Annotated in this window: 27 protein-coding genes, 1 tRNA gene, 2 pseudogenes and 1 riboswitch; of the genes and pseudogenes, 10 read left to right on the top strand and 20 right to left on the bottom strand. The window is 69.0% G+C overall.

Annotated elements, in window-relative coordinates; translation table 11 throughout:
- Positions 1 to 190 precede the first annotated feature (190 nt).
- Positions 191 to 2,641 (top strand): transglycosylase domain-containing protein, encoded by a 2,451-nt coding sequence (locus AB0D27_RS02975; RefSeq protein ID WP_362501342.1) that lies wholly within the window; start codon positions 191 to 193, stop codon positions 2,639 to 2,641.
- Between the two features lie 25 nt (positions 2,642 to 2,666).
- On the opposite strand, the gene sugE is transcribed toward AB0D27_RS02975, so the two are convergent.
- From sugE to AB0D27_RS02990, 3 genes are all read right to left on the bottom strand, one after another.
- Positions 2,667 to 2,987 (bottom strand): quaternary ammonium compound efflux SMR transporter SugE, encoded by a 321-nt coding sequence (gene sugE / locus AB0D27_RS02980; RefSeq protein WP_362501344.1) that lies wholly within the window; start codon positions 2,985 to 2,987, stop codon positions 2,667 to 2,669.
- A 29-nt stretch (positions 2,988 to 3,016) separates the two neighbouring features.
- A riboswitch (guanidine-III (ykkC-III) riboswitch) is annotated at positions 3,017 to 3,076 on the bottom strand.
- Between the two features lie 55 nt (positions 3,077 to 3,131).
- Complete coding sequence (locus tag AB0D27_RS02985; protein ID WP_362501346.1) at positions 3,132 to 3,488, bottom strand: co-chaperone GroES; 357 nt, start codon at positions 3,486 to 3,488, stop codon at positions 3,132 to 3,134.
- A gap of 43 nt (positions 3,489 to 3,531) precedes the next feature.
- Entirely contained in the window at positions 3,532 to 3,870 is a 339-nt protein-coding gene (locus AB0D27_RS02990) for a DUF3618 domain-containing protein (RefSeq protein ID WP_362501348.1), read from the bottom strand.
- A 133-nt stretch (positions 3,871 to 4,003) separates the two neighbouring features.
- On the opposite strand from AB0D27_RS02990, the gene bcp reads away from it, so the two are divergent.
- A complete protein-coding gene (gene bcp / locus AB0D27_RS02995; protein ID WP_362501350.1) occupies positions 4,004 to 4,471 on the top strand; it encodes a thioredoxin-dependent thiol peroxidase in 468 nt (155 codons plus the stop codon).
- Between the two features lie 10 nt (positions 4,472 to 4,481).
- Here the strand turns inward: bcp and AB0D27_RS03000 are convergent, their stop codons facing one another.
- Positions 4,482 to 4,661: a hypothetical protein gene (locus AB0D27_RS03000; RefSeq protein ID WP_362501351.1), complete on the bottom strand. Its 180-nt coding sequence runs from the start codon at positions 4,659 to 4,661 to the stop codon at positions 4,482 to 4,484.
- Positions 4,662 to 4,822: 161 nt separating this feature from the next.
- Here AB0D27_RS03000 and AB0D27_RS03005 point away from each other — a divergent pair.
- A pseudogene (locus AB0D27_RS03005) lies at positions 4,823 to 4,978 on the top strand (HNH endonuclease); the annotation flags it as partial.
- Positions 4,979 to 5,032: 54 nt separating this feature from the next.
- A tRNA-Leu gene (locus tag AB0D27_RS03010) sits at positions 5,033 to 5,116 on the top strand.
- Positions 5,117 to 5,163: 47 nt separating this feature from the next.
- Here the strand turns inward: AB0D27_RS03010 and rdgB are convergent.
- The 4 genes from rdgB to AB0D27_RS03030 all read right to left on the bottom strand — a co-directional run bounded on the left by rdgB (position 5,164) and on the right by AB0D27_RS03030 (position 7,594).
- Positions 5,164 to 5,766 (bottom strand): RdgB/HAM1 family non-canonical purine NTP pyrophosphatase, encoded by a 603-nt coding sequence (gene rdgB / locus AB0D27_RS03015; RefSeq protein WP_362501353.1) that lies wholly within the window; start codon positions 5,764 to 5,766, stop codon positions 5,164 to 5,166.
- A gap of 200 nt (positions 5,767 to 5,966) precedes the next feature.
- Positions 5,967 to 6,371, bottom strand: coding sequence for a hypothetical protein (locus tag AB0D27_RS03020; protein WP_362501355.1), 405 nt, complete (start codon positions 6,369 to 6,371; stop codon positions 5,967 to 5,969).
- Between the two features lie 142 nt (positions 6,372 to 6,513).
- Complete coding sequence (gene rph, locus AB0D27_RS03025) at positions 6,514 to 7,260, bottom strand: ribonuclease PH (RefSeq protein WP_362501357.1); 747 nt, start codon at positions 7,258 to 7,260, stop codon at positions 6,514 to 6,516.
- 100 nt (positions 7,261 to 7,360) lie between these two features.
- Entirely contained in the window at positions 7,361 to 7,594 is a 234-nt protein-coding gene (locus tag AB0D27_RS03030) for a PTS glucose/sucrose transporter subunit IIB (protein WP_362501359.1), read from the bottom strand.
- Positions 7,595 to 7,769: 175 nt separating this feature from the next.
- On the opposite strand from AB0D27_RS03030, the gene AB0D27_RS03035 reads away from it, so the two are divergent.
- Positions 7,770 to 9,074: a PTS transporter subunit EIIC gene (locus AB0D27_RS03035; RefSeq protein WP_362501361.1), complete on the top strand. Its 1,305-nt coding sequence runs from the start codon at positions 7,770 to 7,772 to the stop codon at positions 9,072 to 9,074.
- Positions 9,075 to 9,321: 247 nt separating this feature from the next.
- Entirely contained in the window at positions 9,322 to 10,587 is a 1,266-nt protein-coding gene (locus AB0D27_RS03040) for a PTS transporter subunit EIIC (RefSeq protein ID WP_362501363.1), read from the top strand.
- Between the two features lie 74 nt (positions 10,588 to 10,661).
- Here AB0D27_RS03040 and AB0D27_RS03045 read toward each other — a convergent pair whose 3' ends face one another.
- Positions 10,662 to 11,414, bottom strand: a complete 753-nt coding sequence (locus AB0D27_RS03045) for an MBL fold metallo-hydrolase (RefSeq protein WP_362501365.1) — start codon at positions 11,412 to 11,414, stop codon at positions 10,662 to 10,664.
- A 249-nt stretch (positions 11,415 to 11,663) separates the two neighbouring features.
- Between AB0D27_RS03045 and AB0D27_RS03050 the strand changes: the two genes are divergently transcribed.
- Complete coding sequence (locus AB0D27_RS03050) at positions 11,664 to 12,122, top strand: type II toxin-antitoxin system PemK/MazF family toxin (RefSeq protein WP_362501367.1); 459 nt, start codon at positions 11,664 to 11,666, stop codon at positions 12,120 to 12,122.
- 141 nt (positions 12,123 to 12,263) lie between these two features.
- Here AB0D27_RS03050 and AB0D27_RS03055 read toward each other — a convergent pair whose 3' ends face one another.
- The 7 genes from AB0D27_RS03055 to clpS form a co-directional block, all read right to left on the bottom strand.
- Complete coding sequence (locus tag AB0D27_RS03055; RefSeq protein WP_362501369.1) at positions 12,264 to 13,214, bottom strand: cysteine synthase; 951 nt, start codon at positions 13,212 to 13,214, stop codon at positions 12,264 to 12,266.
- Positions 13,215 to 13,237: 23 nt separating this feature from the next.
- Positions 13,238 to 13,516, bottom strand: a complete 279-nt coding sequence (locus AB0D27_RS03060; RefSeq protein ID WP_362501371.1) for a MoaD/ThiS family protein — start codon at positions 13,514 to 13,516, stop codon at positions 13,238 to 13,240.
- Between the two features lie 118 nt (positions 13,517 to 13,634).
- Positions 13,635 to 13,730, bottom strand: a complete 96-nt coding sequence (locus AB0D27_RS03065) for a putative leader peptide (RefSeq protein ID WP_004000920.1) — start codon at positions 13,728 to 13,730, stop codon at positions 13,635 to 13,637.
- 79 nt (positions 13,731 to 13,809) lie between these two features.
- Positions 13,810 to 14,232, bottom strand: coding sequence for a M67 family metallopeptidase (locus tag AB0D27_RS03070; protein WP_362501373.1), 423 nt, complete (start codon positions 14,230 to 14,232; stop codon positions 13,810 to 13,812).
- Positions 14,233 to 14,307: 75 nt separating this feature from the next.
- Positions 14,308 to 15,759 (bottom strand): amino acid permease, encoded by a 1,452-nt coding sequence (locus tag AB0D27_RS03075; protein WP_362501375.1) that lies wholly within the window; start codon positions 15,757 to 15,759, stop codon positions 14,308 to 14,310.
- Between the two features lie 322 nt (positions 15,760 to 16,081).
- Positions 16,082 to 16,687: a DUF2017 domain-containing protein gene (locus AB0D27_RS03080; RefSeq protein WP_362501377.1), complete on the bottom strand. Its 606-nt coding sequence runs from the start codon at positions 16,685 to 16,687 to the stop codon at positions 16,082 to 16,084.
- 49 nt (positions 16,688 to 16,736) lie between these two features.
- Positions 16,737 to 17,054: an ATP-dependent Clp protease adapter ClpS gene (gene clpS, locus AB0D27_RS03085; RefSeq protein WP_362501379.1), complete on the bottom strand. Its 318-nt coding sequence runs from the start codon at positions 17,052 to 17,054 to the stop codon at positions 16,737 to 16,739.
- Positions 17,055 to 17,153: 99 nt separating this feature from the next.
- Here clpS and AB0D27_RS03090 point away from each other — a divergent pair, with 99 nt between their 5' ends.
- A complete protein-coding gene (locus tag AB0D27_RS03090; RefSeq protein WP_362501381.1) occupies positions 17,154 to 18,482 on the top strand; it encodes a nicotinate phosphoribosyltransferase in 1,329 nt (442 codons plus the stop codon).
- Between the two features lie 195 nt (positions 18,483 to 18,677).
- On the top strand, positions 18,678 to 19,268 hold the full coding sequence (locus AB0D27_RS03095; RefSeq protein ID WP_362501383.1) for a nicotinamidase: 591 nt from the start codon (positions 18,678 to 18,680) through the stop codon (positions 19,266 to 19,268).
- A gap of 280 nt (positions 19,269 to 19,548) precedes the next feature.
- Here the strand turns inward: AB0D27_RS03095 and AB0D27_RS03100 are convergent, their stop codons facing one another.
- Complete coding sequence (locus AB0D27_RS03100) at positions 19,549 to 19,878, bottom strand: hypothetical protein (RefSeq protein ID WP_362501385.1); 330 nt, start codon at positions 19,876 to 19,878, stop codon at positions 19,549 to 19,551.
- Between the two features lie 121 nt (positions 19,879 to 19,999).
- A complete protein-coding gene (locus AB0D27_RS03105; RefSeq protein ID WP_362501387.1) occupies positions 20,000 to 22,360 on the bottom strand; it encodes an immune inhibitor A domain-containing protein in 2,361 nt (786 codons plus the stop codon).
- Between the two features lie 439 nt (positions 22,361 to 22,799).
- Between AB0D27_RS03105 and AB0D27_RS03110 the strand changes: the two genes are divergently transcribed.
- A complete protein-coding gene (locus tag AB0D27_RS03110) occupies positions 22,800 to 23,090 on the top strand; it encodes a hypothetical protein (RefSeq protein ID WP_362501389.1) in 291 nt (96 codons plus the stop codon).
- A gap of 48 nt (positions 23,091 to 23,138) precedes the next feature.
- Here AB0D27_RS03110 and AB0D27_RS03115 read toward each other — a convergent pair whose 3' ends face one another.
- Positions 23,139 to 23,801, bottom strand: a complete 663-nt coding sequence (locus AB0D27_RS03115) for an RDD family protein (RefSeq protein WP_362501391.1) — start codon at positions 23,799 to 23,801, stop codon at positions 23,139 to 23,141.
- An 87-nt stretch (positions 23,802 to 23,888) separates the two neighbouring features.
- Positions 23,889 to 24,878: pseudogene (locus AB0D27_RS03120) on the bottom strand (RDD family protein); the annotation flags it as partial.
- Positions 24,879 to 25,014 lie beyond the last annotated feature (136 nt).

Here is a 25,014-nt window from a genome sequence, read left to right on the forward strand (position 1 = left end):
TCTCCGCCGTGTTGAGCCAAAGCGCAGGAGCCTAGCCCCGGGTTGACGTGGCCGCCAGGCATTTTCCGGGCGCGACGCGTGCCGGGAACAGGGAACGGAACGCATGGTGCGACAGTCTTCAAGAGGGGGCGCACAAGGCGTACGAGGGCGTACGGGAACGTACGCACGCGAAACAGGAGTCCGGCGACACATGAGCGACGAGCCGCAGCCGCAGCAGCAGAGCCAGGGCTGGGCACCCAGGGAACCGGAACAAGGACCGGGGCCGGGTCCGGGACCGGGACCGGGACCGGTGCCGCAGGGGGCACCGGGCAAGCCCGGCAAGAAACAGAAGCGGAAGCGCACCGGCTGGCGCCGGCTCATCCCCACCTGGCGGATCGTGCTCGGCACGTTCCTCGGCGTGATACTGCTCCTGATCGGCCTGTTCGCGCTCGGCTACTACCTGGTGAACATCCCGCCCGCGAACGCCGCCGCGACCAAGCAGAGCAACGTCTACCTGTACGCCGACGGCAGCGAACTCGCCCGCGACGGCGAGGTCAACCGCGAGAACGTCACGCTCGCGCAGATCTCCAAGGACGCCCAGCACGCGACGCTCGCCGCCGAGGACCGCGACTTCTACACCGAGTCGGCGATCGACCCCAAGGCGATGATCCGCGCCGGCTGGAACACGGCCACCGGCAAGGGCAGGCAGTCCGGCTCGACGATCACCCAGCAGTACGTGAAGAACTACTACCTCGGCCAGGAGCAGACCGCCACGCGGAAGATCAAGGAGTTCTTCATCTCCATCAAGCTCGACCGCGAGAAGAGCAAGGACGACATCCTCGAGGGCTACCTCAACACCAGTTACTACGGCCGCAACGCGTACGGCATCCAGGCCGCCGCCCAGGCCTACTACGGCGTCGAGGCGAGAGACCTCACCGTCGGCCAGGGCGCCTACCTCGCCGCCCTCCTCAACGCGCCCAGCGAGTACGACGTGATCGCGCACCCCGAGAACAAGTCCGCGGCCCTGGCCCGCTGGAACTACGTACTCGACGGCCTGGTCAAGAAGAAGTGGCTCACCCAGGCGGCACGCGACAAGGTCACGTTCCCCGAGCCGAAACAGTCGGTGGTCGCGGCCGGGATGTCCGGGCAGCGCGGCTACCTCGTGAAGGCCGTGAACGACTACCTCTTCGAGAACAAGATCATCGACGAGGACACCCTGCGGATCGGCGGCTACCGCATCACGACCACCCTGCAAAAGCCCAAGCAGGACGCCTTCATCAAGGCCGTCGACGACCAGGTGATGAACAAGCTCGACAAGAAGAACCGCAAGGTCGACACCTACGTCCGCGCGGGCGGCGTCGCCATCGACCCGGCCAGCGGCAAGGTCGTCGCGATGTACGGAGGCATCGACTACACCAAGCAGTACGTCAACAACGCCACCCGCCGTGACTACCAAGTCGGCTCCACCTTCAAGCCGTTCGTCTTCACCTCGGCCGTACAGAACGGATCGCAGACCCAGGACGGCCGCGTCATCACCCCGAACACGATCTACGACGGAACCACCAAGCGCCCCGTACAGGGCTGGAACGGCGGCCCCTACGCGCCCGAGAACGAGGACGGCTTCTCCTACGGCGACATCACCGTGCGCACCGCCACCGACAAGTCGGTCAACTCGGTGTACGCGCAGATGGCCGTGGACGTCGGCCCCGACAAGGTCAAGCGGACCGCCCTCGACCTCGGCATCCCCTCCCACACTCCCGACCTCACCGCGACCCCCTCCATCGCGCTCGGCCCGGCCACCGCCAGCGTCCTCGACATGGCGCAGGCGTACGCCACGCTCGCGAACCACGGCAAGCACGGCACGTACACGATCGTCGAGAAGATCACCAAGGACGGCGCGGAGGATGTGAAGCTGCCGGCCCAGGACACCAAGCAGGCGGTGAGCCGCGAGGCCGCGGACACCACCACCTCCGTCCTGCAGAGCGTCGTCGAGGGCGGCACCGGCACGGCCGCGCAGAACGCCGGCCGGCCCGCCGCCGGCAAGACCGGCACCGCCGAGGAGGACCAGGCCGCCTGGTTCGCGGGCTACACCCCCGACCTCGCCACCGTCGTCTCCGTCATGGGCCAGGACCCCGAGACGGGCGCCCACAAGTCCCTGTACGGCGCCCTCGGCGAGCCCCGCATCAACGGCGGCGCCTACCCCGCCCGGATCTGGGCCCAGTTCACCAAGGCCGCCCTCAAGGGCACCGCCGCCACGGACTTCGACCTCCAGCTCCAGCCGGGCGCCGAGCAGCCGGAACCCCCCACATTCGAACCCACCACCCCGCCCACCAACGGCACCGGCACCGCCACCCCCACCGGCGGCCAGGACACCCAGGGCCAGAACCAAGGCCCCACCCAAGGCCAGACGCAGGGCCAGACGAACGGCCAGACCCAGGGCCAGACGACCGGCGGCGGCAGCACCGCGGGCGACACGACCACCACGGGCGGCACGACGAACGGCGACACCACCACCGGAGGCACGACGGACGGCGGCACCACCACCGCAGGCACGACGGACGGCGGGACCACGGACGGCGGCACGACGGACGGCGGGACCACGGGAGGCGGCACCACCGCGGGGGCTGGTCCGCTGAGCGGCCTGACGTCAAGAAAGCCCTGAGGCAGATGGCCTCAGGGCCCCCACATCAGTGGCCCGACGTGACCTTCAGCCCCACCACCGCCACCAGCAGCAGGCAGACGAAGAAGATCCGGGCGGCGGTCGCCGGTTCGCCGAGGACGACCATGCCGAGCACCGCCGCGCCGGTCGCGCCGATGCCGACCCACACGCCGTAGGCCGTGCCGATGGGAAGAGACTTGGCGGCGTACGACAGCAGGACCATGCTGGCGGCGATGCCCGCGCCCGTGAGGACGCTCGGGACCAGCCGGGTGAAACCGTCGGTGTACTTCATGCCGGTCGACCAGCCGACTTCGAGCAGACCGGCGACGAGCAACAGGATCCAGGCCATGACAGGCACCTCCGTGATCAATCAACAGGGGTGCGTCGTCTTTGCGGTCCCGGTACGGCGCGTCTCGTCGGGGTCCTTCGAAGGTAGCAAACAGACGGCAAAAAGGGCTGGTGACGGTAGTCACCAGCCCCGCTTGGCTGCGATTTACAGGTACAGGCCGGTCGAGTCCTCGGACCCCTCGAAGCGGTCCGCGGCCACGGCGTGCAGATCCCGCTCGCGCATCAGCACATAGGCGATCCCGCGCACCTCGACCTCGGCGCGGTCCTCGGGGTCGTACAGGACACGGTCGCCCGGCTCCACCGTCCGGACGTTCTGCCCGACCGCGACGACCTCGGCCCACGCGAGGCGACGGCCGACGGCCGCCGTCGCGGGGATCAGGATGCCGCCGCCGGACCGCCGCTCGCCCTCGGCGGCGTCCTGCCGCACCAGCACGCGGTCGTGCAGCATCCGGATGGGCAACTTGTCGTCATGGGTGCTGTGCTTATCCCGATTGGCGCTCACGCCCCGAACCTACCTGCCTCGACCGCTTTCGTACGCGGGTGGGTCAGCGCTTGCGTCGCCGCGAGCCCACGGCGAACAGTCCGACAAAGCCCACCACGACCAGGGCCACCGGCAGGATGCGCTCGAGCCGCGGCGCGCCCTCCTCGGTGACGAGCTGGCCCTTCACATCGCTGACGACGCGGTTGACGCCGACATAGGCGCGGCCCAGCGTGTGATCGATGTTCGAGGCGACCTTGGCCTTCGCGTCGCCCACGATCGTCTTCGGGTGCACGCGCACGCCGATCTCGTCGAGCGTCTCGGCGAGAGTTTCGCGGCGGCGCTTGATGTCCGCCTCGATCTCCGCCGGAGTCCTGGTATCCGACGTTCTCGACGTATCCGACACCGCGCTGCCTCCGTGGTCGTGTTCTGATTCTGTGCCTCCGACAGTCTGTCAGCTCGGGCCGCCGCGCACCCCTCGGCACCCCCATTACGCTCGTTCCGTAGTTCCGTAACCATCTCCGGCCAGTGAGGTACCGATGAGCGAGCGACTCCAGCCCGGCGACACCGCCCCCGCCTTCACCCTGCCCGACGCCGACGGCAACGAGGTCTCCCTCGCCGACCACAAGGGCCGCAAGGTCATCGTCTACTTCTACCCGGCCGCCCTGACCCCCGGCTGCACGAAGCAGGCCTGCGACTTCACCGACAACCTCGACCTCCTCGCTTCCGCCGGGTACGACGTCATCGGCGTCTCCCCCGACAAGCCCGAGAAGCTCGCCAAGTTCCGCGAAAAGGAGTCCCTGAAGGTCACCCTCGCCGGCGACCCCGACACGACCGTCATCGAGTCCTACGGCGCCTACGGCGAGAAGAAGAACTACGGCAAGACCTACGTCGGCGTCATCCGCTCCACGATCGTCGTGGACGAGGAGGGCAAGGTCGAGCAGGCGTTCTACAACGTAAAGGCGACGGGTCACGTGGCGAAGATCATCAAGGACCTGGGGATCTGAGACTCCCGGATCAGAACGAGATCCACACATCGGGAGGCAGGTCCGGTCGCCCCGGCACCGGCCTGCGCTCCTCCACCCAGGCGCCGGAGGCGATCTCGGCGGCGACGCTACGCCAGAAGCACACGGCGCCCGGGTTGCTGTCCCAACCTCCCACGGCCCGGGGTACGGACGACGACTTCCCGGACGGCACGCCTCGAACCGCTCCCTACGGAACGTCCCGTCCGGCTTGGGTAACACCCCCCGGAACTCGGACAGGTCGCGCCACCGGCACGCTCTCGCACATTCGACGCCGCATCACCGCGTCGGGCATCGACATCAGCCACTTCTCCAACATCGACCGGCAATCCCGGCGAGTGGCTGGGCCGCACCATCACCTTGCAGATCGATCACATCAACGGGGACTGGCACGACAATCGCCAGGAGAACCGGCGGTACCTATGTCCGAACTGCCATGCGCTGACGGAGACGTGGTGTCGCAGGAAGGAGTCGAGGCACCTCGCGGGGTGACCGAGGGCCCCCGTACACTGAATGCCGCCGACCGAGTTCAGTGGTCGGCAGTTGGCGGCGGTGGTGCAATGGCGACACAGCTGGTTTAGGTCCAGTGACCCGTGACAGGGTTTGAGGGTTCGAATCCCTTCCGCCGCATTCGTCGAAACGGCCTGCGCCCCTGATGGGGCGCAGGCCGTTTCCGCTCAGCCCAACAACTCCCGAACCACCGCCACCAGCTCCCGGAACGCCTTCCCCCGGTGGCTGATCGCGTTCTTCTCCTCAGCAGACAGCTCCGCGCACGTCCGCCTCTCCCCCTCCGGCTGGAGGATCGGGTCGTAGCCGAAGCCGTTCGTGCCGACCGGCGTGTGGCGCAACGTGCCCCGCAGCTGGCCCTCGACGACCCGTTCCGTGCCGTCGGGCAGAGCGAGAGCCGCCGCGCAGGCGAAGTGGGCGCCGCGGTGCGAGTCGTCGATGTCGGCGAGCTGGGCGAGGAGCAGGTCGAGGTTGGCCCTGTCGTCGCCGTGCCGCCCCGCCCAGCGGGCGGAGAAGATGCCGGGGGCGCCGTTCAGGACGTCGACGCAGAGGCCGGAGTCGTCGGCGACGGCCGGGAGGCCGGTGGCCTGGGCAAGGGCGTGGGCCTTCAGCAAGGCGTTCTCGGCGAAGGTGACGCCGGTTTCCTTGACGTCGGGGATGTCGGGGTAGGCGTCCGCGCCGACGAGGTCATGGGTGAGACCGGCGTCGGCGAGGATGGCCTTCAGCTCGGTGATCTTTCCGGCGTTGCGCGTGGCGAGGATCAGGCGGGTCATGCCGTCCAGTATCACCACTGACGCGAAGCGCCGTTACGGGGTGCATGCGCGTGAAGCGCCGTTACGGGGGTGCACGCGCGAAGCGCCGCTACCGGCGTGCACACGCGTGAAGCGCCGTTACGGGGGTGCACGCGCGAAGCGCCTTTACGGGCTGCACACAGGTGAGGCGCCGTTACGGGATGCACGCGCGCGGGGCGCCGTTACGGAGTGCACACCTTCGTCAGTTCGCCCGCCGCGTCCGTGACGGGGCTGATGTCCGGGGTGCTGTCGCCGTTCTTGACGGCCGTACGGACGTTGCCGACGGCCGTGTTGAGGTCGTCGACCGCCTTGTTGACGTCGGCGTTGTCGGTCTTGTCGCCGATCTTGTCGAGGTTCTTCTCTATGGAGTTGAGAGACGCGTCGGTCTGCGTCGGGTCGTTCGCCGCGTTCTCGACGGCCTGCTGGAGGTCGGTGACGCTGTCGGCGATGGAGTCGGCGGTGTGGACGCAGTCCAGGGCCTTGTCGACGGCGTCGCAGCCGACGGCAGCCGGCAGGGCGACGAGTGCGGCGGCGACGGCCAGTGCGGCGGTGCGGCGACGATGGCGGTGGCGTTGGCGCGCGGCCATGGAACGGTCCCTCCCCGTGGGCATGGTGTGGTCCGGCCACGCCGTGGGTCGGCCCCACCGGTGATGTGGCCGGCTCGGCCCGTGACGTGGTCGACGGGCGCACGGCTGGACCGTACGCCCGTACCCCTAAGAACGCGAAGGGTTAACGTGCGGTTGCCTCGGCGGTCGTCTCGAGTGCGGTGCGCTGGATGACGGCGAGTTCGTCGCAGCCCGCGACGGCCAGGTCGAGGAGCGCGTTCAGCTCCTTGCGGTCGAAGGGCTCCGCCTCCGCCGTGCCCTGGACCTCGACGAAGCGGCCGTCGCCGGTGCAGACGACGTTCATGTCGGTGTCGGCCTTCACGTCCTCCTCGTAGCAGAGGTCGAGGAGCGGGACTCCGCCGACGATGCCGACGGAGACGGCGGAGACCGTGCCCGTCAGGGGTCGGCGGCCTGCCTTGACCAGCTTCTTGCGCTGGGCCCAGGCGACGGCGTCGGCCAGTGCCACGTACGCGCCGGTGATCGCCGCCGTACGCGTGCCGCCGTCGGCCTGGAGGACGTCGCAGTCGAGGACGATGGTGTTCTCGCCGAGCGCCTTGTAGTCGATGACGGCGCGCAGGGAGCGGCCGATGAGGCGGGAGATTTCGTGGGTGCGGCCGCCGATCTTGCCGCGGACCGACTCGCGGTCGCCGCGGGTGTTGGTGGCGCGGGGAAGCATGGAGTATTCGGCGGTGACCCAGCCCTCGCCGCTGCCCTTGCGCCAGCGCGGGACGCCTTCGGTGACGGAGGCGGTGCAGAAGACCTTGGTGTCGCCGAAGGAGACGAGGACGGAGCCCTCGGCGTGCTTGCTCCAGCCGCGCTGGATGGTGATGGGGCGCAGTTGTTCGGGGGTGCGGCCGTCGATACGAGACATGGCGTTGAGCCTAGCCGTATACGGGTGAGGGGCTGCCTCCGGTGACGGAAGCAGCCCCTCGGGGGTGAGCCAGGGCTCTAGAGATCCAGGAGTCGGGGTCTCACATCATGTCTTCGATCTCGCCGGCGATCGGGTCCGCGTCCGTGCCGATGACGACCTGGATGGCGGTGCCCATCTTGACGACTCCGTGGGCGCCGGCGGCCTTCAGGGCGGCCTCGTCGACCAGCGAGGGGTCGTTGACCTCGGTGCGCAGGCGGGTGATGCAGCCCTCGACCTCTTCGATGTTGTCGATGCCGCCGAGCCCGGCGACGATCTTCTCAGCCTTGGTGGCCATGTCCTTACTCCCTGATCCGAACCGCTTTGTCGCAGTAACCCACAGTTGGCCCATCTTCGCGAGCGGTCATGTCGCGGGTGCCGAATGATGGCGATCACGACAGAGCGACCGGTCGCCAACTGGTCTACACCAGTTGATGGGCGGTCGCCAAACCGGCTCCGCCCGGAGGACGCCCATGAGTGCCGACAGCGGTCCCGCGCCCGCGGCCCCCGCACGCACGCGCACCCGCTGGAACACCCTGTTCCAGGGCCTGCAGAAAATGGGCCGCAGCCTCCAGCTCCCCATCGCGGTACTGCCGGCGGCGGGTATCCTCAACCGGCTCGGTCAGCCGGACGTGTTCGGCAAGGACGGACTCGGCTGGGACAACGTCTCCAAGGTCATGGGCGGCGCCGGCGGCGCGCTGCTCGACGGGTCGCTCGGGCTGCCGCTGCTGTTCTGCGTGGGCGTGTCCATCGGCATGGCGAAGAAGGCGGACGGGTCCACGGCGCTCGCGGCGGTTGCCGGGTTCCTCGTCTACTTCGGCGTGCTGCACCAGTTCCCGGAGTCCTGCGCACAGCAGGCGAAGGTCATCCAGAACATCGGCTGCCAGGCGCCCGACTTTTCCGTGACGGGGTTCACGTACCAGAATCCGGGGGTCTTCGGCGGCATCGTCATGGGGCTGCTGACAGCGTTCTTCTGGCAGCGCTTCCACCGCACCAAGCTGGTGGACTGGCTCGGCTTCTTCAACGGGCGCCGGCTGGTGCCGATCATCATGTCGTTCGTGGCGATCGCGTTCGCCGCGCTGTGTCTGTGGGTCTGGCCGCCGATCGGCGACGGTCTGGAGAACTTCAGCGACTGGCTGGTGAGTCTGGGCGCGTGGGGCGCGGGTGTCTTCGGTGTGGCCAACCGGGCGCTGCTGGTGATCGGTCTGCACCAGTTCCTGAACGTGCCCATCTGGTTCCAGTTCGGCAGCTATACGACGCCGGACGGCGTGGTGAAGCACGGTGACATCAACATGTTCCTGGCGGGCGACCCGAACGCGGGCCAGTTCACGTCCGGGTTCTTCCCCATCATGATGTTCGCGCTGCCGGCCGCCGCGCTGGCCATCGCGCACTGCGCAAAGCCCCATCGCCGTAAGGAGGTTGGCGGCATGATGCTCTCCGTCGCGCTGACCTCGTTCGTCACGGGCATCACCGAACCGATCGAGTACTCGTTCCTGTTCATCGCGCCGCTGCTGTACGCGATTCACGCGCTCCTCACCGGCGTTTCCATGGCGGTGACTTGGGGGCTCGGCGTGCACGACGGGTTCAGCTTCTCGGCCGGTCTGATCGACTACGTCATCAACTGGAACCTGGCGACCAAGCCTTGGGCGATCGTCCCGATCGGGTTGTGCTTCGCGGCCGTGTACTACGTGATCTTCCGCTTCGCGATCACCAAGTTCGACCTGAAGACTCCGGGGCGGGAGCCGGAGGAAGAGGTCGAGGACATCACCAAGGCCTGAGATCGCGTCGACGAAGGGCTCTCGGACCATCCGGTCCGGGGGCCCTTCGTCATGACTGCGATCAGTTCCCGCGGCCACTGTCGTCGCTTCCCACGGGCCTTGACGGTTATGGCCGAGCCCACAAAATTCGCGGGTTCCTTATCCAGCCTTCACCGTGCTAAAACAGGTCTACACCACTGAGTGGTGTAGACCACGCCGTCCCCCACTCCCTGTCCCCTGGGCGGCGCCTTGCCCACTGGAGGAAGTTGTGTCCACGGCCAGCGCCGCTCCCGCGGCCGCCAAGAAGAAGGGCGCCGGCGCGATGGCGATCCTGCAGCGCATCGGCCGCAGCCTGATGCTGCCGGTCGCCGTGCTGCCCGCCGCCGCGCTCCTGGTTCGCCTCGGCAACACCGACATGCTGGGACGCGCGTCGTTCCCCACATTCCTCACCAAGATCGCCGGTTTCATGTCCGCCGGCGGCAACGCGATCCTCGACAACATGGCGCTGCTGTTCGCCGTGGGCATCGCGATCGGCTTCGCGAAGAAGTCGGACGGCTCGACGGCGCTGGCGGCCGTGGTCGGCTACCTGGTCTTCAAGAACGTCCTGGCCACCTTCACCGACAAGAACCTGCCGCAGGTCGCGAAGGCCGTCGACGGCAAGGTCGTCATGGTGGACGCGCCCGTGGACGCGAAGGTCCTGGGCGGTGTGGTGATGGGCATAGTCGTCGCCCTGCTCTACCAGAAGTTCTACCGGGCCAAGCTGCCGGACTGGGCGGGCTTCTTCGGCGGCCGCCGGCTGGTTCCGATCCTGTCCGCCTTCGCGGGCCTGCTGATCGGCATCGTCTTCGGCTACATCTGGCCGGTCCTCGGCTCGGGTCTGCACACCTTCGGTGAGAAGCTGGTCGGTTCGGGCGCCGTCGGCGCGGGCATCTTCGGTGTCGCCAACCGCGCGCTGATCCCGATCGGCATGCACCACCTGCTGAACTCCTACCCGTGGTTCCAGGCGGGCGAGTACCACGGCAAGAGCGGTGACATCTCGCGCTTCCTGGCGGGCGACCCGTCCGCCGGTCAGTTCATGACCGGCTTCTTCCCGATCATGATGTTCGCGCTCCCGGCCGCCTGCCTCGCCATCGTGCACTGCGCCCGTCCCGAGCGCCGCAAGGTCGTCGGCGGCATGATGCTCTCGCTCGCGCTGACCTCCTTCGTCACGGGCGTCACCGAGCCGATCGAGTTCACCTTCATGTTCATCGCGCCGGTGCTGTACGCCATCCACGCGGTGCTCACGGGTGTCTCCCTGGCGCTGACCTGGGCGCTCGGCATGAAGGACGGCTTCGGCTTCTCGGCCGGCGCGGTCGACTTCGGCCTCAACCTCGGCATCGCGACCAACCCGTGGGGGCTGGTCCTGGTGGGCCTTTGTTTCGCCGCGGTCTACTACGTCGTCTTCCGCTTCGCCATCACGAAGTGGAACCTGCCCACACCGGGCCGCGAGTCCGACGAGGAGCTGGCGGAGCTGGAGAAGGCGGAAGCCAAGTAGCCGCCCGTCCGCAGGCGTGAGAAGGCCCCCCGGAGGTCCTCCGGGGGGCCTTGTCGTGCGTACGGGCGCGGGCGTCAGATCTCGTACGACAGGCGAGGCATCGCGAGTTCCACGGGACCCGTGAATGCCGCGCGCGCGTCCCCCAGGTTGATCTGGGGGTCGGTCCACGGCGGGATGTGGGTGAGCAGCAGGCGGCGGGCGCCGGCCCGGGTGGCGCTCTCGCCCGCCTCGCGGCCGTTGAGGTGGAGGTCCGGGATGTTCTCCTTGCCGTGGGTGAACGCGGCCTCGCACAGGAACAGGTCCGTGTCGCGGGCGAGTTCGTCCAGGGTCTCGGTGACACCCGTGTCCCCGGAGTACGTCAGCGACCTTCCGCCGTGCTCCACGCGGATGCCGTACGCCTCCACGGGGTGGCGCACCCGCTCGGTGTGCACGGTGAGCGGGCCGATCTCGAACGTGCCCGGCTTGACGGTGTGGAAGTCGAAGACCTCGCTCATCGAGGAGGCGGTGGGGGTGTCCGCGTACGCGGTGGTCAGGCGCTGTTCCGTGCCCTCGGGTCCGTAGACGGGGAGCGGGTCGCAGCGGCCGCCGTCGTGACGGTAGTAGCGCGCGACGAAGTACGCGCACATGTCGATGCAGTGGTCGGCGTGCAGATGGCTGAGGAAGATCGCGTCGAGGTCGTAGAGACCGCAGTGGCGCTGCAGCTCGCCAAGGGCACCATTGCCCATGTCGAGAAGCAGCCGGAAGCCGTCGGCCTCGACGAGGTAGCTCGAGCAGGCCGATTCCGCGGACGGGAACGACCCCGAGCAGCCGACGACGGTGAGCTTCATAAGAGCTGTAACCTCCGCGCTGGCAGGAAGTGCAGAGAGTAGATGCAGTGTGCAGATACTCGGAGCGGATAGACGGGAACGGGGGTCGTGCGGTCCGTCGAGCGTAAGGCGCAAAAGGGCCGGTCGCTCCTCCGCCAGGGGCCGTTGTGGGCGAACTCACCTGTGCTGTCACCGGTTCGGATGGACGTGGGGCCGAGGTGGTTCGGGGCCGGGCGGGCAGTGGAACGCGGGCGCCGGTACCTTTTTGGTATGGACACGTCCTGGTGGCTCGCGTTGGTGGCGGTGGTGCTGCTCGCGCTGGTCGCTTCGCTGGTGGACGGCTGGGGGCGCCGGGGGCGCCGGCCGGCTGGTCCCACGCGTCCGCCGGGCGGCCCCTCCCGGGTTCGGGGGCGGGCGCCTCGGCCGCGGCCCGCGGAGATCTGGTGGGCGAACGTGCCGTACGAGGACGGGCCGGGGGCCAAGGACCGGCCGTGTCTGGTGCTGGCCGTGCGGGGGCGGCGCGCGCGGGTCGCCAAGATCACCAGCAAGTACCACGACGAGCGGGCCGGCGTGATTCCTCTGCCGCCGGGGGCCGTGGGGGATACCCAGGGGCGGGCGAGCTTCCTTGAGACGGATGAGCTGCGGGAGGTGCCGGTGTGGGACTTCCGGCGGCGGGTGGGGGTGGTGGATCCGGTGCTGTGGGATCAGGTGCGGTACCTGGCGGGGTGACGTGGGAGCTTTATCCGCCCCCTCCGCCCCCTCCGCCCCCTCCACCCCTGCCCGTTCCGTACCTGGGGGCTCCGCCCCCCGACCCCCCTTTGTCGCGCTTCGCGCTCGTCCTCAAACGCCGGACGGGCTAAAAGACCTCGCTCACGCCCACAGCTGGCCCTGCAGCGCTTCGATCGCTTCCTCTGTTGTTGCTGCCGTGTACACGCCCGTGGAGAGGTACTTCCAGCCGCCGTCGGCCACTACGAAGGCGATGTCGGCGCTCTCACCGGCCTTCAGGGCCTTGTTGCCGACGCCGATCGCGGCGTGCAGGGCGGCGCCGGTGGAGACGCCCGCGAAGATGCCCTCCTGCTGGAGGAGTTCCCGGGTGCGGGTCACCGCGTCGGCGGAGCCGACGGAGAAGCGGCTGGTGAGGACGGAGGCGTCGTAGAGCTCGGGGACGAAGCCCTCGTCGAGGTTGCGCAGGCCGTAGACGAGGTCGTCGTAGCGCGGCTCGGCGGCGACGATCTTGACGTCGGGCTTGTGCTCGCGCAGGAAGCGGCCGACGCCCATCAGCGTCCCCGTCGTCCCCAGGCCCGCGACGAAGTGGGTGATCGACGGAAGGTCCGCCAGGATCTCAGGGCCGGTCGTGGCGTAGTGCGCGCCGGCGTTGTCCGGGTTGCCGTACTGGTAGAGCATCACCCAGTCGGGGTGCTCGGCCGACAGCTCCTTGGCCACGCGTACGGCGGTGTTGGAGCCGCCGGCGGCAGGGCTGGGGATGATCTCCGCGCCCCACATGCCGAGCAGATCACGCCGCTCCTGCGAGGTGTTCTCGGGCATGACGCACACCATGCGGTAGCCCTTGAGCTTGGCCGCCATGGCCAGGGAGATGCCGGTGTTGCCGGACGTGGGCTCCAGGATCGTGCAGCCCGGCGTCAACCGGCCGTTCTTCTCGGCCTGTTCGATCATGTGCAGCGCCGGGCGGTCCTTGACCGAGCCGGTCGGGTTGCGGTCCTCCAGCTTCGCCCAGATGCGGACGTCCGCGGACGGCGAGAGCCGCGGCAGGCGCACCAGAGGAGTGTTGCCCACCGCGGCGAGCGGGGAGTCGTAGCGCATGAGCGATCAGCAGCCGATCCCGCTCAGACCATGCCGCCGGCCACGGCCGGCAGGATCGTCACGTTGTCGCCGTCGGTGAGCTTGGTGTTGATGCCGTCGAGGAAGCGGACGTCCTCGTCGTTCAGGTAGACGTTGACGAAGCGGCGCAGTTCGCCGCCGTCCACGATCCGGGCCTGGATGCCCGTGTGCCGGGTCTCGAGGTCGGCGAACAGCTCGGCGAGGGTCTCCCCGCCGCCCTCGACGGCCTTCTCGCCGTCGGTGTAGGTGCGGAGGATGGTGGGGATGCGGACCTCGATGGCCATGGTTGCGGGCTCCTGTCGGGAGGAAAGTCAGGTCGGTGTGCGCGCGGCAGCGCGGAAAGCATGGGGTACGCCGGTTGCGCAGCCGCGGCTCACGGCCGTACGGCGGCAGGGCGCGGCGTCAACAGATGGCGCTGGCGAGCCTGCACAGGTCGACGTGCAGCCGCGCCACGAGCAGCATGCCCGGCGTCTTGTCGCTCACGTCGTGGGAAACCATGGGCTCATCGTATCGATTCCCGGTCGGGGTCCTGGAGTGTGATCTCACCTGGCGGACGCTTTTCGGCCGAGGGGTGAGATCAGTAGGCCTCCACGACCTTGACCTCCTCCTCCGTGACCTCGCCCTCCAGGATCCGGTACGAGCGGAACTGGAAGGGGCCCGCGTCGTCCGCGTCGGCCGTGGAGACCAGCACGTAGTGGGCGCCCGGCTCGTTCGCGTACGAGATGTCGGTGCGGGAGGGGTAGGCCTCGGTCGCCGTGTGCGAGTGGTAGATGACGACCGGCTCCTCGTCGCGGTCGTCCATCTCGCGGTACAGCTTCAGCAGGTCGCCGGAGTCGAACTCGTAGAACGTGGGCGAGCGGGCCGCGTTGAGCATCGGGATGAACCGCTCGGGGCGTCCGGCGCCCACCGGGCCCGCGACGACGCCGCACGCCTCGTCGGGGTGGTCCTGGCGCGCGTGCGCGACGATCTGGTCGACGAGGGCCTGGGTGATGGTCAGCATGGTGGTCAGGATAAGCAGAAGGCCGCCCCGTACCGAAGGGTGGTACGGGACGGCCCACATGGTGAACCGTGGAGGTCAGCCGACCTTCTCCAGCGCCGGTTCGCGGCGCTCGGCGACCTGCGGGTTCCGCGCCTTCAGGACCGCCCAGCCGATGGCCAGGGCCGCGGCCCAGACGGCCATCACGTACAGGCAGACGCGGGAGTCGGCGTCGTACGCGATCAGGCCGGTGACGAAGAGCAGGAACACGACGGCTACCCAGCTGCACTTGGCGCCGCCCGGGGCCGGGAAGGAGGACGCGGGCAGGCGCCCGGCGTCGACGGCGCGGCGGTAGAGGATGTGGCTGACCAGGATCATCAGCCAGGTCCAGATGCCGGCGGCGGTCGCCACCGAGGTGACGTAGCCGAAGGCCTTCTCCGGGACGATGTAGTTCAGGATCACGCCGATGCCCATGAAGAGCACCGAGATGGTGATGCCGAAGGCCGGGGTCTTGGTCGAGGAGAGCTTGTTGAAGACCCTCGGGGCCTCGCCGTTGTCGGCCAGGGTGCGCAGCATGCGGCCCGTGGAGTACATGCCCGAGTTGCAGGACGACAGCGCGGCTGTCAGCACCACGAAGTTGACGATGCCGGCGCCGGCCGGGATGCCGATCTTAGCGAAGGCCTCGACGAAGGGGCTGACGCCCGGCGCGAACTCCGTCCACTTCACGACGCAGAGGATGACCGTGAGGGCACCGACGTAGAAGAGGGCGATACGCCAGGGCAGGGTGTTGATCGCCTTGGGGAGCGTCTTCTCGGGGTCCTCGGACTCGCCCGCCGTGACGCCGACCAGCTCGACGGCCAGGTAGGCGAACATGACGCCCTGCAGGGTCATCAGGGAGGAGCCGATGCCCTTGGGGAAGAAGCCGTCGAACTGCCAGAGGTTGGCGACCGAGGCGGTGTCACCGGCCGAGCTGAAGCCGAAGGTGAGGACGCCGAGGCCGATCACGATCATGCCGATCAGCGCGGTGACCTTGACCATCGAGAACCAGAACTCGATCTCACCGAAGAGCTTCACCGAGATCAGGTTGGCCACGAACAGGACGACCAGGAAGACCAGCGCCGTCACCCATTGGGGGACCTGCGGGAACCAGTAGTTGACGTAGATCGCGGCGGCCGTGAGTTCGGCCATGCCGGTGACGACCCACATCAGCCAGTACGTCCAGCCGGTGAAGTAGCCGAAGAACGGGCCGAGGAACTCGCGGGAGTACTCCGCGAAGGAGCCGGAGACCGGGCGGTAGAGCAGCAGCTCGCCGAGCGCCCGCATGATGAAGAAGATGATCACACCCGCGAGGGCGTACATGAAGATGAGGCTGGGTCCGGCCTTGGCGATGTTCGCCCCGGCGCCCAGGAACAGGCCGACGCCGATGGCGCCGCCGATCGCGATCATCTGGACCTGACGGCTGCCGAGCCCGCGCTCGTACCCCTCTTCGGGGGCGTCGCCGCTCACGTCCTCACTGCCGTCGTCATTCGTACCGACCTGCGATGAGGTCATGTGTGGTGCGCCTTTCTCCAAGCCGATCCGAGCCAGTCCCTTGGCTTCGGATCGGTTTCCGATCCCCCCGGATAGGTGGAGCTGTGCCTGGCCGGCGATCCGCCGGCTCGGTGGCGCACCCGGCAGGACATGGGTGGTGTCCCGTCGGGCGGTCGTGAAGATTTATCACGGCCGCAATATTGATCGGTTGGGGCTGTTGTAAGGCATGCCACAGGGAAAAGGGGACAAACGAAGCCCTACGGTCACAGAAGAGGCCACAACGGTGACAGGATCGTTATCCGGATTTGAGCGTCCGCTGAGCGAACGCCGGGGAAGCGGCGGACTACGGCATCAGGGTCTCGACGAGCGTCTCCTGGAGCCCGCCCAGCCAGAGGTAGGCCATCACCATCGGCTTGCGCGGGTCCTCGTCCGGCAGCCGGTAGAGCAGGTCGGTGTCCTGCTCGTCGACCACGTCGAGCCGGGAGCCGATCGCCAGGCGCAGATCGTTCAGCGAGCGCAGCCACTGCTCGGACGCCTCGGGAGACAGCTTGAGGACCGCGCCCCCGTCGCCGCCGAGCGTCAGGGCGTCCAGTGAGCGGATCACCGCGAGGGCGTTCTCCCGCTTGGCCGCACGCAGGTCGTTCTCGGTGAAGCGGCGGAACTCCGCGGAGTAGGCGCGCTGCTCCTCGGCCTGGTCGGGCGAGTGGGCCTCGACGTCGGGGCCGCTGTAGGCGTCGGGGAACAGCCGCTGCAGCACCGGGTCGGAGGGCGGCTCGCTGGGGCCCTCGGCGAACAGCTCGGCGAGCGGGTCGTCGGGGGTGTTCTCCGCGGGGCCGGGACCGATGAGCTCCAGGAGCTGGACGGCGAGTGAGCGGATGATGGAGATCTCGACCTCGTCGAGCGCGACGGCCGCGCCGCCGCCGGGGAGCGGTTCGAAGTGTCCTGGCATGGAGTGAGTTCGCTACTTCCGGTCCTGCTCGCGGTTTCCAGAGCTCGGGCTATTTCCGGTCCTGCTGAAGGGTGGCCCACAGACCGTAGCCGTGCATGGCCTGTACGTCGCGCTCCATCTCCTCGCGCGTGCCGCTGGAGACGATCGCCCGGCCCTTGTGGTGGACGTCGAGCATGAGCTTGGTGGCCTTGTCCTTGCTGTAGCCGAAGTAGGCCTGGAAGACATACGTCACATAGCTCATGAGGTTGACCGGGTCGTTGTGGACGATCGTGACCCAGGGGACGTCCGGCTCAGGTACGGCGAAGACCTCCTCCGCCGACTCGGTCTTCTCGATCTCTAGGGGTGCGGGAGCCGTCACATCGCCCATGCTGCCACCAGAGGGGGGCACCCGCACAAACGGACCCCCCGATGTCCGAACGGCATCAGAAATCGTCAGAGTGACGAGATGGGAGTACGATCCCGTCCTATGAACACAGCGGACCTTGGGCTGCCGGTGGACGTTCCCTCGACGGCGCTCTTCACGGACCAGTACGAGCTGACGATGCTGCAGGCCGCGCTGGCCGCGGGGACCGCCGAGCGGCGTTCGGTCTTCGAGGTCTTCACGCGGCGGCTGCCCGACGGGCGGCGGTACGGAGTAGTGGCGGGCACCGGGCGCGTCCTGGACGCGGTCGAGAACTTCCGGTTCGACGCGGATGTGCTGGGCTTTCTGCGCGAAGGTCGGATCGTGGACGAACCGACCCTCGAATGGCTCGCCTCGTACCGCTTCACCGGGGATGTCTGGGGCTATCCCGAGGGCGAGGTGTACTTCCCCGGCTCGCCGATCCTGCGGGTCGAGGGGTCCTTCGCCGAGTGCGTGCTCCTGGAGACGGTGATCCTCTCCATCCTCAACCACGACTCGGCGATCGCGGCCGCCGCCTCCCGGATGGCCTCCGCCGCCGGTGACCGCCCGCTGATCGAAATGGGCGCCCGGCGTACGCATGAGCTGGCCGCCGTCGCCGCCGCGCGGGCCGCGTACGTCGGCGGGTTCACCACCACCTCCGACCTGGCCGCCGGTTTCCGTTACGGAATCCCCACCGTGGGGACCTCCGCCCACGCCTTCACCCTTCTGCACGACCACGAGCGGGACGCCTTCCAGGCCCAGGTGAACTCGCTCGGCCGGGGCACCACGCTGCTCGTGGACACCTACGACGTCGCCGAGGCGGTCCGGATGGCCGTCGAGGTCGCCGGAACAGATCTCGGCGCCGTCCGCATCGACTCCGGTGACCTGCTGCTCGTCGCGCATCGGGTGCGCCAGCAGCTGGACGAGCTGGGCGCGACCGGGACGAAGATCATCGTGACCTCCGACCTGGACGAGTACGCCATCGCCTCGCTGGCGGCGGCGCCCGTGGACGCGTACGGCGTCGGCACCCAGCTGGTGACGGGATCCGGCCATCCCACGTGCTCCATGGTGTACAAACTGGTCGCCCGCGCCGAGTCGGCGGACCTGAAGGCTCCGCTGGAGGCGGTGGCCAAGAAGTCCTCCGGCGGCAAGACGTCCATCGGCGGGCGCAAGTGGGCCGCGCGGCGCCTGGACCAGCACGGAGTCGCCGAGGCCGAGGTGATCGGCACCGGGCCGGTGCCGAGCTCGCTGGCAGACAGGCAGCTTCTGGTCGAGCTGATCAAGGGCGGCCAGGTGATCGCCCGCGAGCCTCTCGACGTCGTACGCGACCGGCACTCGGCGGCCCGCGCCAACCTGCCGCTGTCGGCGACGCAGCTCTCGCGCGGGGAGCCGGTGATTCCCACGGAGTACGTCTGAGGTGTGGGAGGTGAGCCCGGCAAGCGGGGCGCCGCGCATGAACCTCCGGTGAGCGGGAATGCAACGGCAGCGTGCCCGTGTGGGCCGCGGAAGCCAAATACCCCCTCCCGCAGCGCACTTGAAATCTCTAAGCTCGGTAGTTCAACGGCCGGGCCGCACCCCTCTCGCCGACCCCATAGTCGAAGGACACCGACCATGCGCCGCGCCTTGATCGTCGTAGACGTGCAGAACGACTTCTGCGAGGGTGGCAGCCTCGCGGTGTCCGGGGGCGCCGATGTGGCCGCCGCCATCACGGAGCTGATCGGGCAGGCGCCCGCCGGCTACCGGCATGTCGTCGCCACCCGCGACCTCCACATCGCCCCGGGGGACCACTTCGCGGACAACCCCGACTACGTCCACTCCTGGCCCGCGCACTGCGTGGCCGGCACGGAGGGCGTGGGCTTCCACCCGAACTTCGCGCCCGCCGTCGCCTCCGGGGCGGTCGACGCGGTGTTCGACAAGGGCGCGTACTCGGCCGCGTACAGCGGCTTCGAGGGCACCGACGAGAACGGCGTCACCCTGGCGGAGTGGCTGCGGGGCCGCCAGATCGACGAGGTGGACGTCGTCGGCATCGCCACGGATCACTGCGTACGCGCCACCGCGCTGGACGCGGCGCGAGAGGGCCTGCGCACCCAGGTCCTGCTGGACCTGACCGCGGGCGTCGCTCCGGCGACGACGGAGCGGGCACTGGAGGAGCTGCGGGAGGCGGGCGTGGAGCTGAGCGGGAAGCCGGTGGTTTCCTCCTGAAGGCTGCCAGCTGCCCCAAACCAGGGCATCTTCACTGTCGGTAAGGCCACCGTCCAGCCGGCCTCGGCCAACATCGTGGCCCTCACGGACGCCGAGGCGCAAAAGAAGCTGCGCGACGGCTCCGGCTGTCCCGGCCCGCCCGGCTCCGCACGAACGTGTCAGGCCTGAAGAAGGCCGCCTCGGTGGCCGTCGCCAAGCAGCGCGCCGCGTCGCACAAGTCCGGCACGTGGCCGGAAGCACTGCGGGTGGCCCGTGCCCTGCCCAGGCGCGGGCCACTGTGTCATGCCTGGGCCGCCGGCCGCCGCAGCAGCGCCCTGATCGGGCGCCACAGCTCCGTCACGGTGACACCGTTGTCGGGTGCCGTTCGCCATATCAGGCCGTCGGGGTGGTGCAGTACGGCCGTGATCTCGTCCGGGGTCGGCGGGGCCGCGTTGCCCCGGAGGTAGATCGCCCGCAGGCCCAGGTTGCGCAGCCGCGTCAGGGCGCGGGCGCGGTTCTGGGCGTGGACGAGGACACGCACGCCCATCGCGCCGTCGGCGGTCGGGCTGGGCAGGTTCAGTGCCACCACCACCGTGCCGTTCGGCAGCTTGCAGAAGCCTCCTGCGGCCATGCGGTCACAACCCCGTTCCGGTCGGTGTCAATAAGCGGTCCACAGGACGCACCTAAACACGATCGACGGCGACCCGCCAGGGGGTCGCCGCCGATATGTCTCTGACCTGCGGAAACAGTGACTACTTCACCGCGGGACCGATCTTGAGCGAGATCGTCGAGCCGTCCTTGGCCTCCTTGACGATCTTGATCTTGGTGTTGGTGTCAGCGATCTTGACGCCCGCGGCCGGCGTCGACGGGTCGTAGTAGGTGCTCGTGTGATCGTTGAACACCGAGACCCCCTTCGACGACTTGATCTTCGTCGCGATGCCCGCGTTGTGCAGCGTGATGCCGTCGGTGCGGTACAGGCTGAACGGCGAGTCGTAGGCCTGGGCACGGCTGCGCATCAGCGTGCCGTCCGACCACTTCAGCGCCGTCGGGTGCGAGTCGACCGGCAGGACCAGGCCCACGCCCGGATGGACGCTGGTGTTGTTGTCCGCCTGGGAGGTGTCCCACTTCCAGATCAACAGGCCGTTCTGGTACGGGTAGTGCTCCACCCAGTCCGGACGGCTCGTGTTGAGGTAGCCGAAGTTGTACGGGCCCGTCTTCAGCGTCTTGTCGTACGACACGTACTGGCGGTTCTCGGCGATGTAGTACTGCTTGTAGTCCTTGGTGAAGGACGCGCCGATGCGGGAGAAGCCGCCCGCCGTCCAAGCGGCGTCCGCCGACTCGGCGTTGTCCGAGAACAGCGTGGTGCCGTCGGCGGTCAGAGTGATCTCGTCGGCCGCGAAGCCCCTCTGCGCCACGCCGCCGTCGGTCTGGTAGCGGAAACGCACGTCGATCTTCTTGCCCGCGTAGGCGTCGAGCGAGTACGACAGCTTCTTGTAGGCGTCGACCGTGCCGGTCAAGGCCGGGGTGCCGCTGGCGTCACGCGGGATGGCCTGGCCGTCCACCGTGCCGTCGAGCGCGGTCCAGTTGGCGCCGCCGTCGGTCGACACCTCGGTGTAGAGGTAGTCGTAGTTCGCCTCGATGTCGTACCAGCCGTCCAGGGACAGGGCCGCCGAGGACTTGCCCGTCAGGTCGACGGAACGGGTCAGCGTGTTCTTGAGGTTGTCGCCGCTGCCGCTCCACCACTGGCTCGCGCCCTGCGCCGGGCTGACGATCGTGGTGGTGACCGCCTTGTCCGGCAGGGTGACCACGAGGGCCTGCTTGTCCCAGGTGTTGTACTCGGCGACGCCCAGCTTGTGCGTGGACTGCGTACCGGCCTTCGCCGTGTCGTAGTTGAGCCAGCCCAGCTGGAGCTTGTCCCAGGCGCTGAAGTCGCCGGGCAGGTCACCGATGGCGTCCTTGCCCCGGCCGAGCCAGGAACCGGAGGACATCAGGGTCCAGAAACCGGTGGAGTTCTCGCCGCCGCCGGTGGTGTCGTAGTGGTCCGGCAGACCGAGGTCGTGACCGTACTCGTGGGCGAAGACGCCGAGTCCGCCGTTCTCCGGCTGGATGGTGTAGTCGCCGACCCAGATACCGGTGTCGCCGATCTGCGCGCCGCCCAGCTTGTTGTTCCCGGGGCCGGTGGCGCCGGCGTCGGTGCCGAAGGCGTACCAGCGGTGCGCCCAGATCGCGTCCTCGCCCTGGACGCCGCCGCCCGCGGACTCGTCCTCACCGGCGTGCACGATCTGGAAGTGGTCGATGTAGCCGTCGGGCTCGTTGAAGTTGCCGTCGCCGTCGTAGTCGTAGCGGTCCCACTGGTCGAAGTTCGCCAGGTTCGCCTTGACGGCCGCGTCGGTCTCCCCGGCCGCCTTCTGCTGGGCGACCCAGGCGGTCACGCCGTCGCTGACGACGTTCCACACGCTCGGGCAGTTCTTGGATCCGCAGGCGTTGTTACCGTAACGGGCCTCGTTGTAGGGGACCTTGACCCAGTCGGCGACCTCGCCGTCGACCGAGTAGCGGCCCGAGGACTCCTTCTCGTAGAACTTCTTCATCGACTCGACGTTGCTGCCGGTGCCGAAGTAGAGGTCCTGGAAGTGCTTCTGGTTGTAGTCCGCCTGCCAGGCCGTCGAGTTGTCCTTGGTGCGGTCCGGCGCGGCTATCCGGTTGTGCAGCGGGCCGGTGGTGCCGCCGTACTTCGGGTCGGTCTTGTCGCCGAACTCCACCAGGATCGTGAAGATCTTGTCGGTCTTCTCGCGGCCCAGCTCGACGTACTTGCTGTCGCCCTTCCTGCTCTTCAGCTGGACGACCCGGGAACCGTTACGGTCCTGGACCTTGGCGTCGCCGGATATGACTTGGTTCAGGGCCTCTTGGCGCTGCGCCGCCTGGGTCTTGCTGAGCGGGCCGTCGAGGTCGTGGTCGACCGCGGTCCTGGCCGGCTGCGGGTCGTGGCGGTTCACAGCGGCTGACGACTGCGCGTCATCGGCCTGCGCCACGGCGAACGTAGAGAACGTGGCGGTGGCCGCCGCGAGGGCGACGCCCACCGCGGTCGCTCTGAACGTCCATGGTCTGCTGGTCACTTGATGTTCCTCCCCCGCGCCCGCTCGCGCGGATGGGGGTCCCGGTCTCGGAGGTCCGCGCGCGTATACGCGATTCAAGTGACGACATTTGACCGGAGTTACCAAAGAAAAGACAGATCTTGACTTGCGCCTGGCAAGTGCATTATGCGGAGCGGGTGTTCGGTATCCGGACGCTCCGGCGAGCCCCCAACGGGCGCGCCGGTATGTCCACTTGGTGGACGTGATGACTCCGTGCGCCCCCTGTGCACCGGCACCGTGGGTAAGGTCACGCTTACCAGTCGTTCCACTCGGGCATGCAGGCGAATAGGGTCGATTGGCGGAGCGTCGGAAGTCGGCGGAAAGCCAAGCCGACACCGTTGTCTCACCCCCGATTCTTATCCGCACCCTCCCCCATCGCGAGAGGCACGGGGGGAGAACCCCATCCGAGGACACGATTGCCATGCCTCGTCCGACCGCCGCACAGCTCGCCTACGGTTCCTGCGCCGTGATCTTCTCCACCCTCGCCATGCTGCTGCTGTCTCAGACGAATTCGGGCCTGGGCATCGCGGTGATCGCCCTCTCGGCGCTCGCCCTGGGACTGCTGGTCGCCGTAACGGTTCCGCTGCCGACGCCGGCGCCGGCTCCGGTCGCGGCGCCCGCTCCGGCCGAGCGGGTTCCCGCGCAGCGCGAGACCGCGTCCGTGTCGGCCGCGGCGGTGTCCGAGCCGGTACGTGAGACGGCGGGCCCGTGAAGCACGGACCCGCCGGTCATCGGTACGGTGTCGCCGCCCTGACGTACGTCAACTGGTGCTGACCACCACCGTCTTGGCCGCCTTGTCGTGCAGGCCCTGCTTGTAGGGCTTGTCGAAGAAGCTCCAGCCGCCCGCGATCGCGGTCCAGATACACGCGCAGCAGAACGCGAACGGCAGCCACAGGACCAGCGCACGGACCAGCGAGGTCTGCACGGAGGGCGTGGAGCCGTTGTCGAGGTTGGCCACCCGAAGACTGAGCCACTTCTTGCCGAGGGTCTGGCCCGACTTGGAGATCATGACGGTGTCGTACGCGATATAGAGGATGGCGGCGACCACCTCCCGCCCGAAGGACTCGCCGTACTTGATCTTGTCGGCGTCCACCGTGTACTGGCTGAACCCGAACGCCCACGACAGCAGCCACACCACGATGCCCACGAGGATCATGTCGATGATCCTGGCCAGTACCCGTTTGCCGCTGTCGGCGAGCGGGGGCATGCCGGCGAGCGGATCCCCGCCGTAGGGGCCGCCGGCGCCGTAGGGGCCGCCGCCTGGGCCGTACGGGCCTCCGTGCGGGCCTTCGTACGGGGGCGGCTGGTTGCCGTACGAGGGGTCGTACGGGGAACCGCCGCCCTCGGCGGGCGGGGGCTGCTTCTTGAACGGGTCGTCGTCCGGTGACCGGTCGGGGCCTGGGGGCGGCGGTTCGCTGCTCATGGCCCGAGTCGACCGCGAACCCTCCGGCTCCGCATCCGGCGAGCGGCCGTCCGGGGGACCCGGATTCCCGCGACTTCCCAGGACTTCCTAGGTCGACGCCGCTACGAACGTGTGGGCCGCCTTGTCGTGCCAGCACTGGCGCCACGGCTTGTCGAACAGGCACCACAGGACGCCGACCACGCCGATGACGAGGAGCCCCGGGACGCTGTAGACGAGCCAGCGGCGCAGGGCCCCGCCGAAGGACGGGGGCTCGTGGCCCTCGATGTCGCGCACCTCGATGCCGCACAGCTTCTTGCCCAGGGTGCGGCCCCACCTGGCGGTGGGCAGCGCGTCGTAGAGGACGCCGAAGAGGAGCAGCACGGCGAGGACGGTGCCGAGGTAGGCGCTGGTCGTGCCGTCGAGCAGCCAGACCGTGACCTTCTCGCCGGACAGCTTGGCCGCGTCGACCTTCTCGTTGATGTGGTCGACGGCCTTGGTGCCCAGCGGCACGGCGGCCACGGCGGTGACGCCGGCCAGGAGGACGGTGTCCACCAGGCGTGCGGCCAGCCGCTTGCCCAGGGCCGCCGGGCGCGCCTCCGACTGCCGCCGCGCGGCCGCCTGGAACACGTCGTCGACCGGCGGCTTCCAGGGCGCGACCGGTTGCCCCTCGTCGGCCCCGGCGCCCGCGAGCCGGTGCACCTGCTGCGCCCAGGAGGGCTGCCCGCCGCCGGGCCCTGAGGTCATGGGGGTGGAGGCGCCGGACTGGTGGGGGACGGACGGGGTGGCGGGGGTGGAGGGTGTGTTCGGGGTGGCGGGGGCGTTCCGGGCAGCGGCGGCGGCCTGGGCGGCCTGCCCGGCGCCGAAGCCGCCTGCGGCGGGGGTGCCCGTGCCGGGAGCGCCGGACGCACCGGGCGTGCCGGAGGCGCCGGGAGAGGCCTGCCCCGCGCCGAAGCCGGCTGCGGCAGGACCGCCCGCGCCGGGAGCGCCGGACGCACCTGGCGCCCCGGTACCGGACGCGCCCGAGCCCGTGCTCCCGGTCTGCGCCCCGTGCTGCCGGTCCGTGCGCGGGGAGAGCGCGCGGAACGTCATGGTGCCCTCGGACGGGAGGGGGTCATCGGCGCCGGGGAGGGGGCGCGGCGTGGGGGCCGGCGCGCCCGCCCCCCAGGCCGGCGGGGCCCCACAACTTCAGACAAACCAAAACGCCCACCAACCCCCACCCAGGGTAAAACCCGCC

It is taken from the genome of Streptomyces sp. NPDC048415 (assembly GCF_040651675.1).
In the GTDB taxonomy this organism is placed as follows: domain Bacteria; phylum Actinomycetota; class Actinomycetes; order Streptomycetales; family Streptomycetaceae; genus Streptomyces.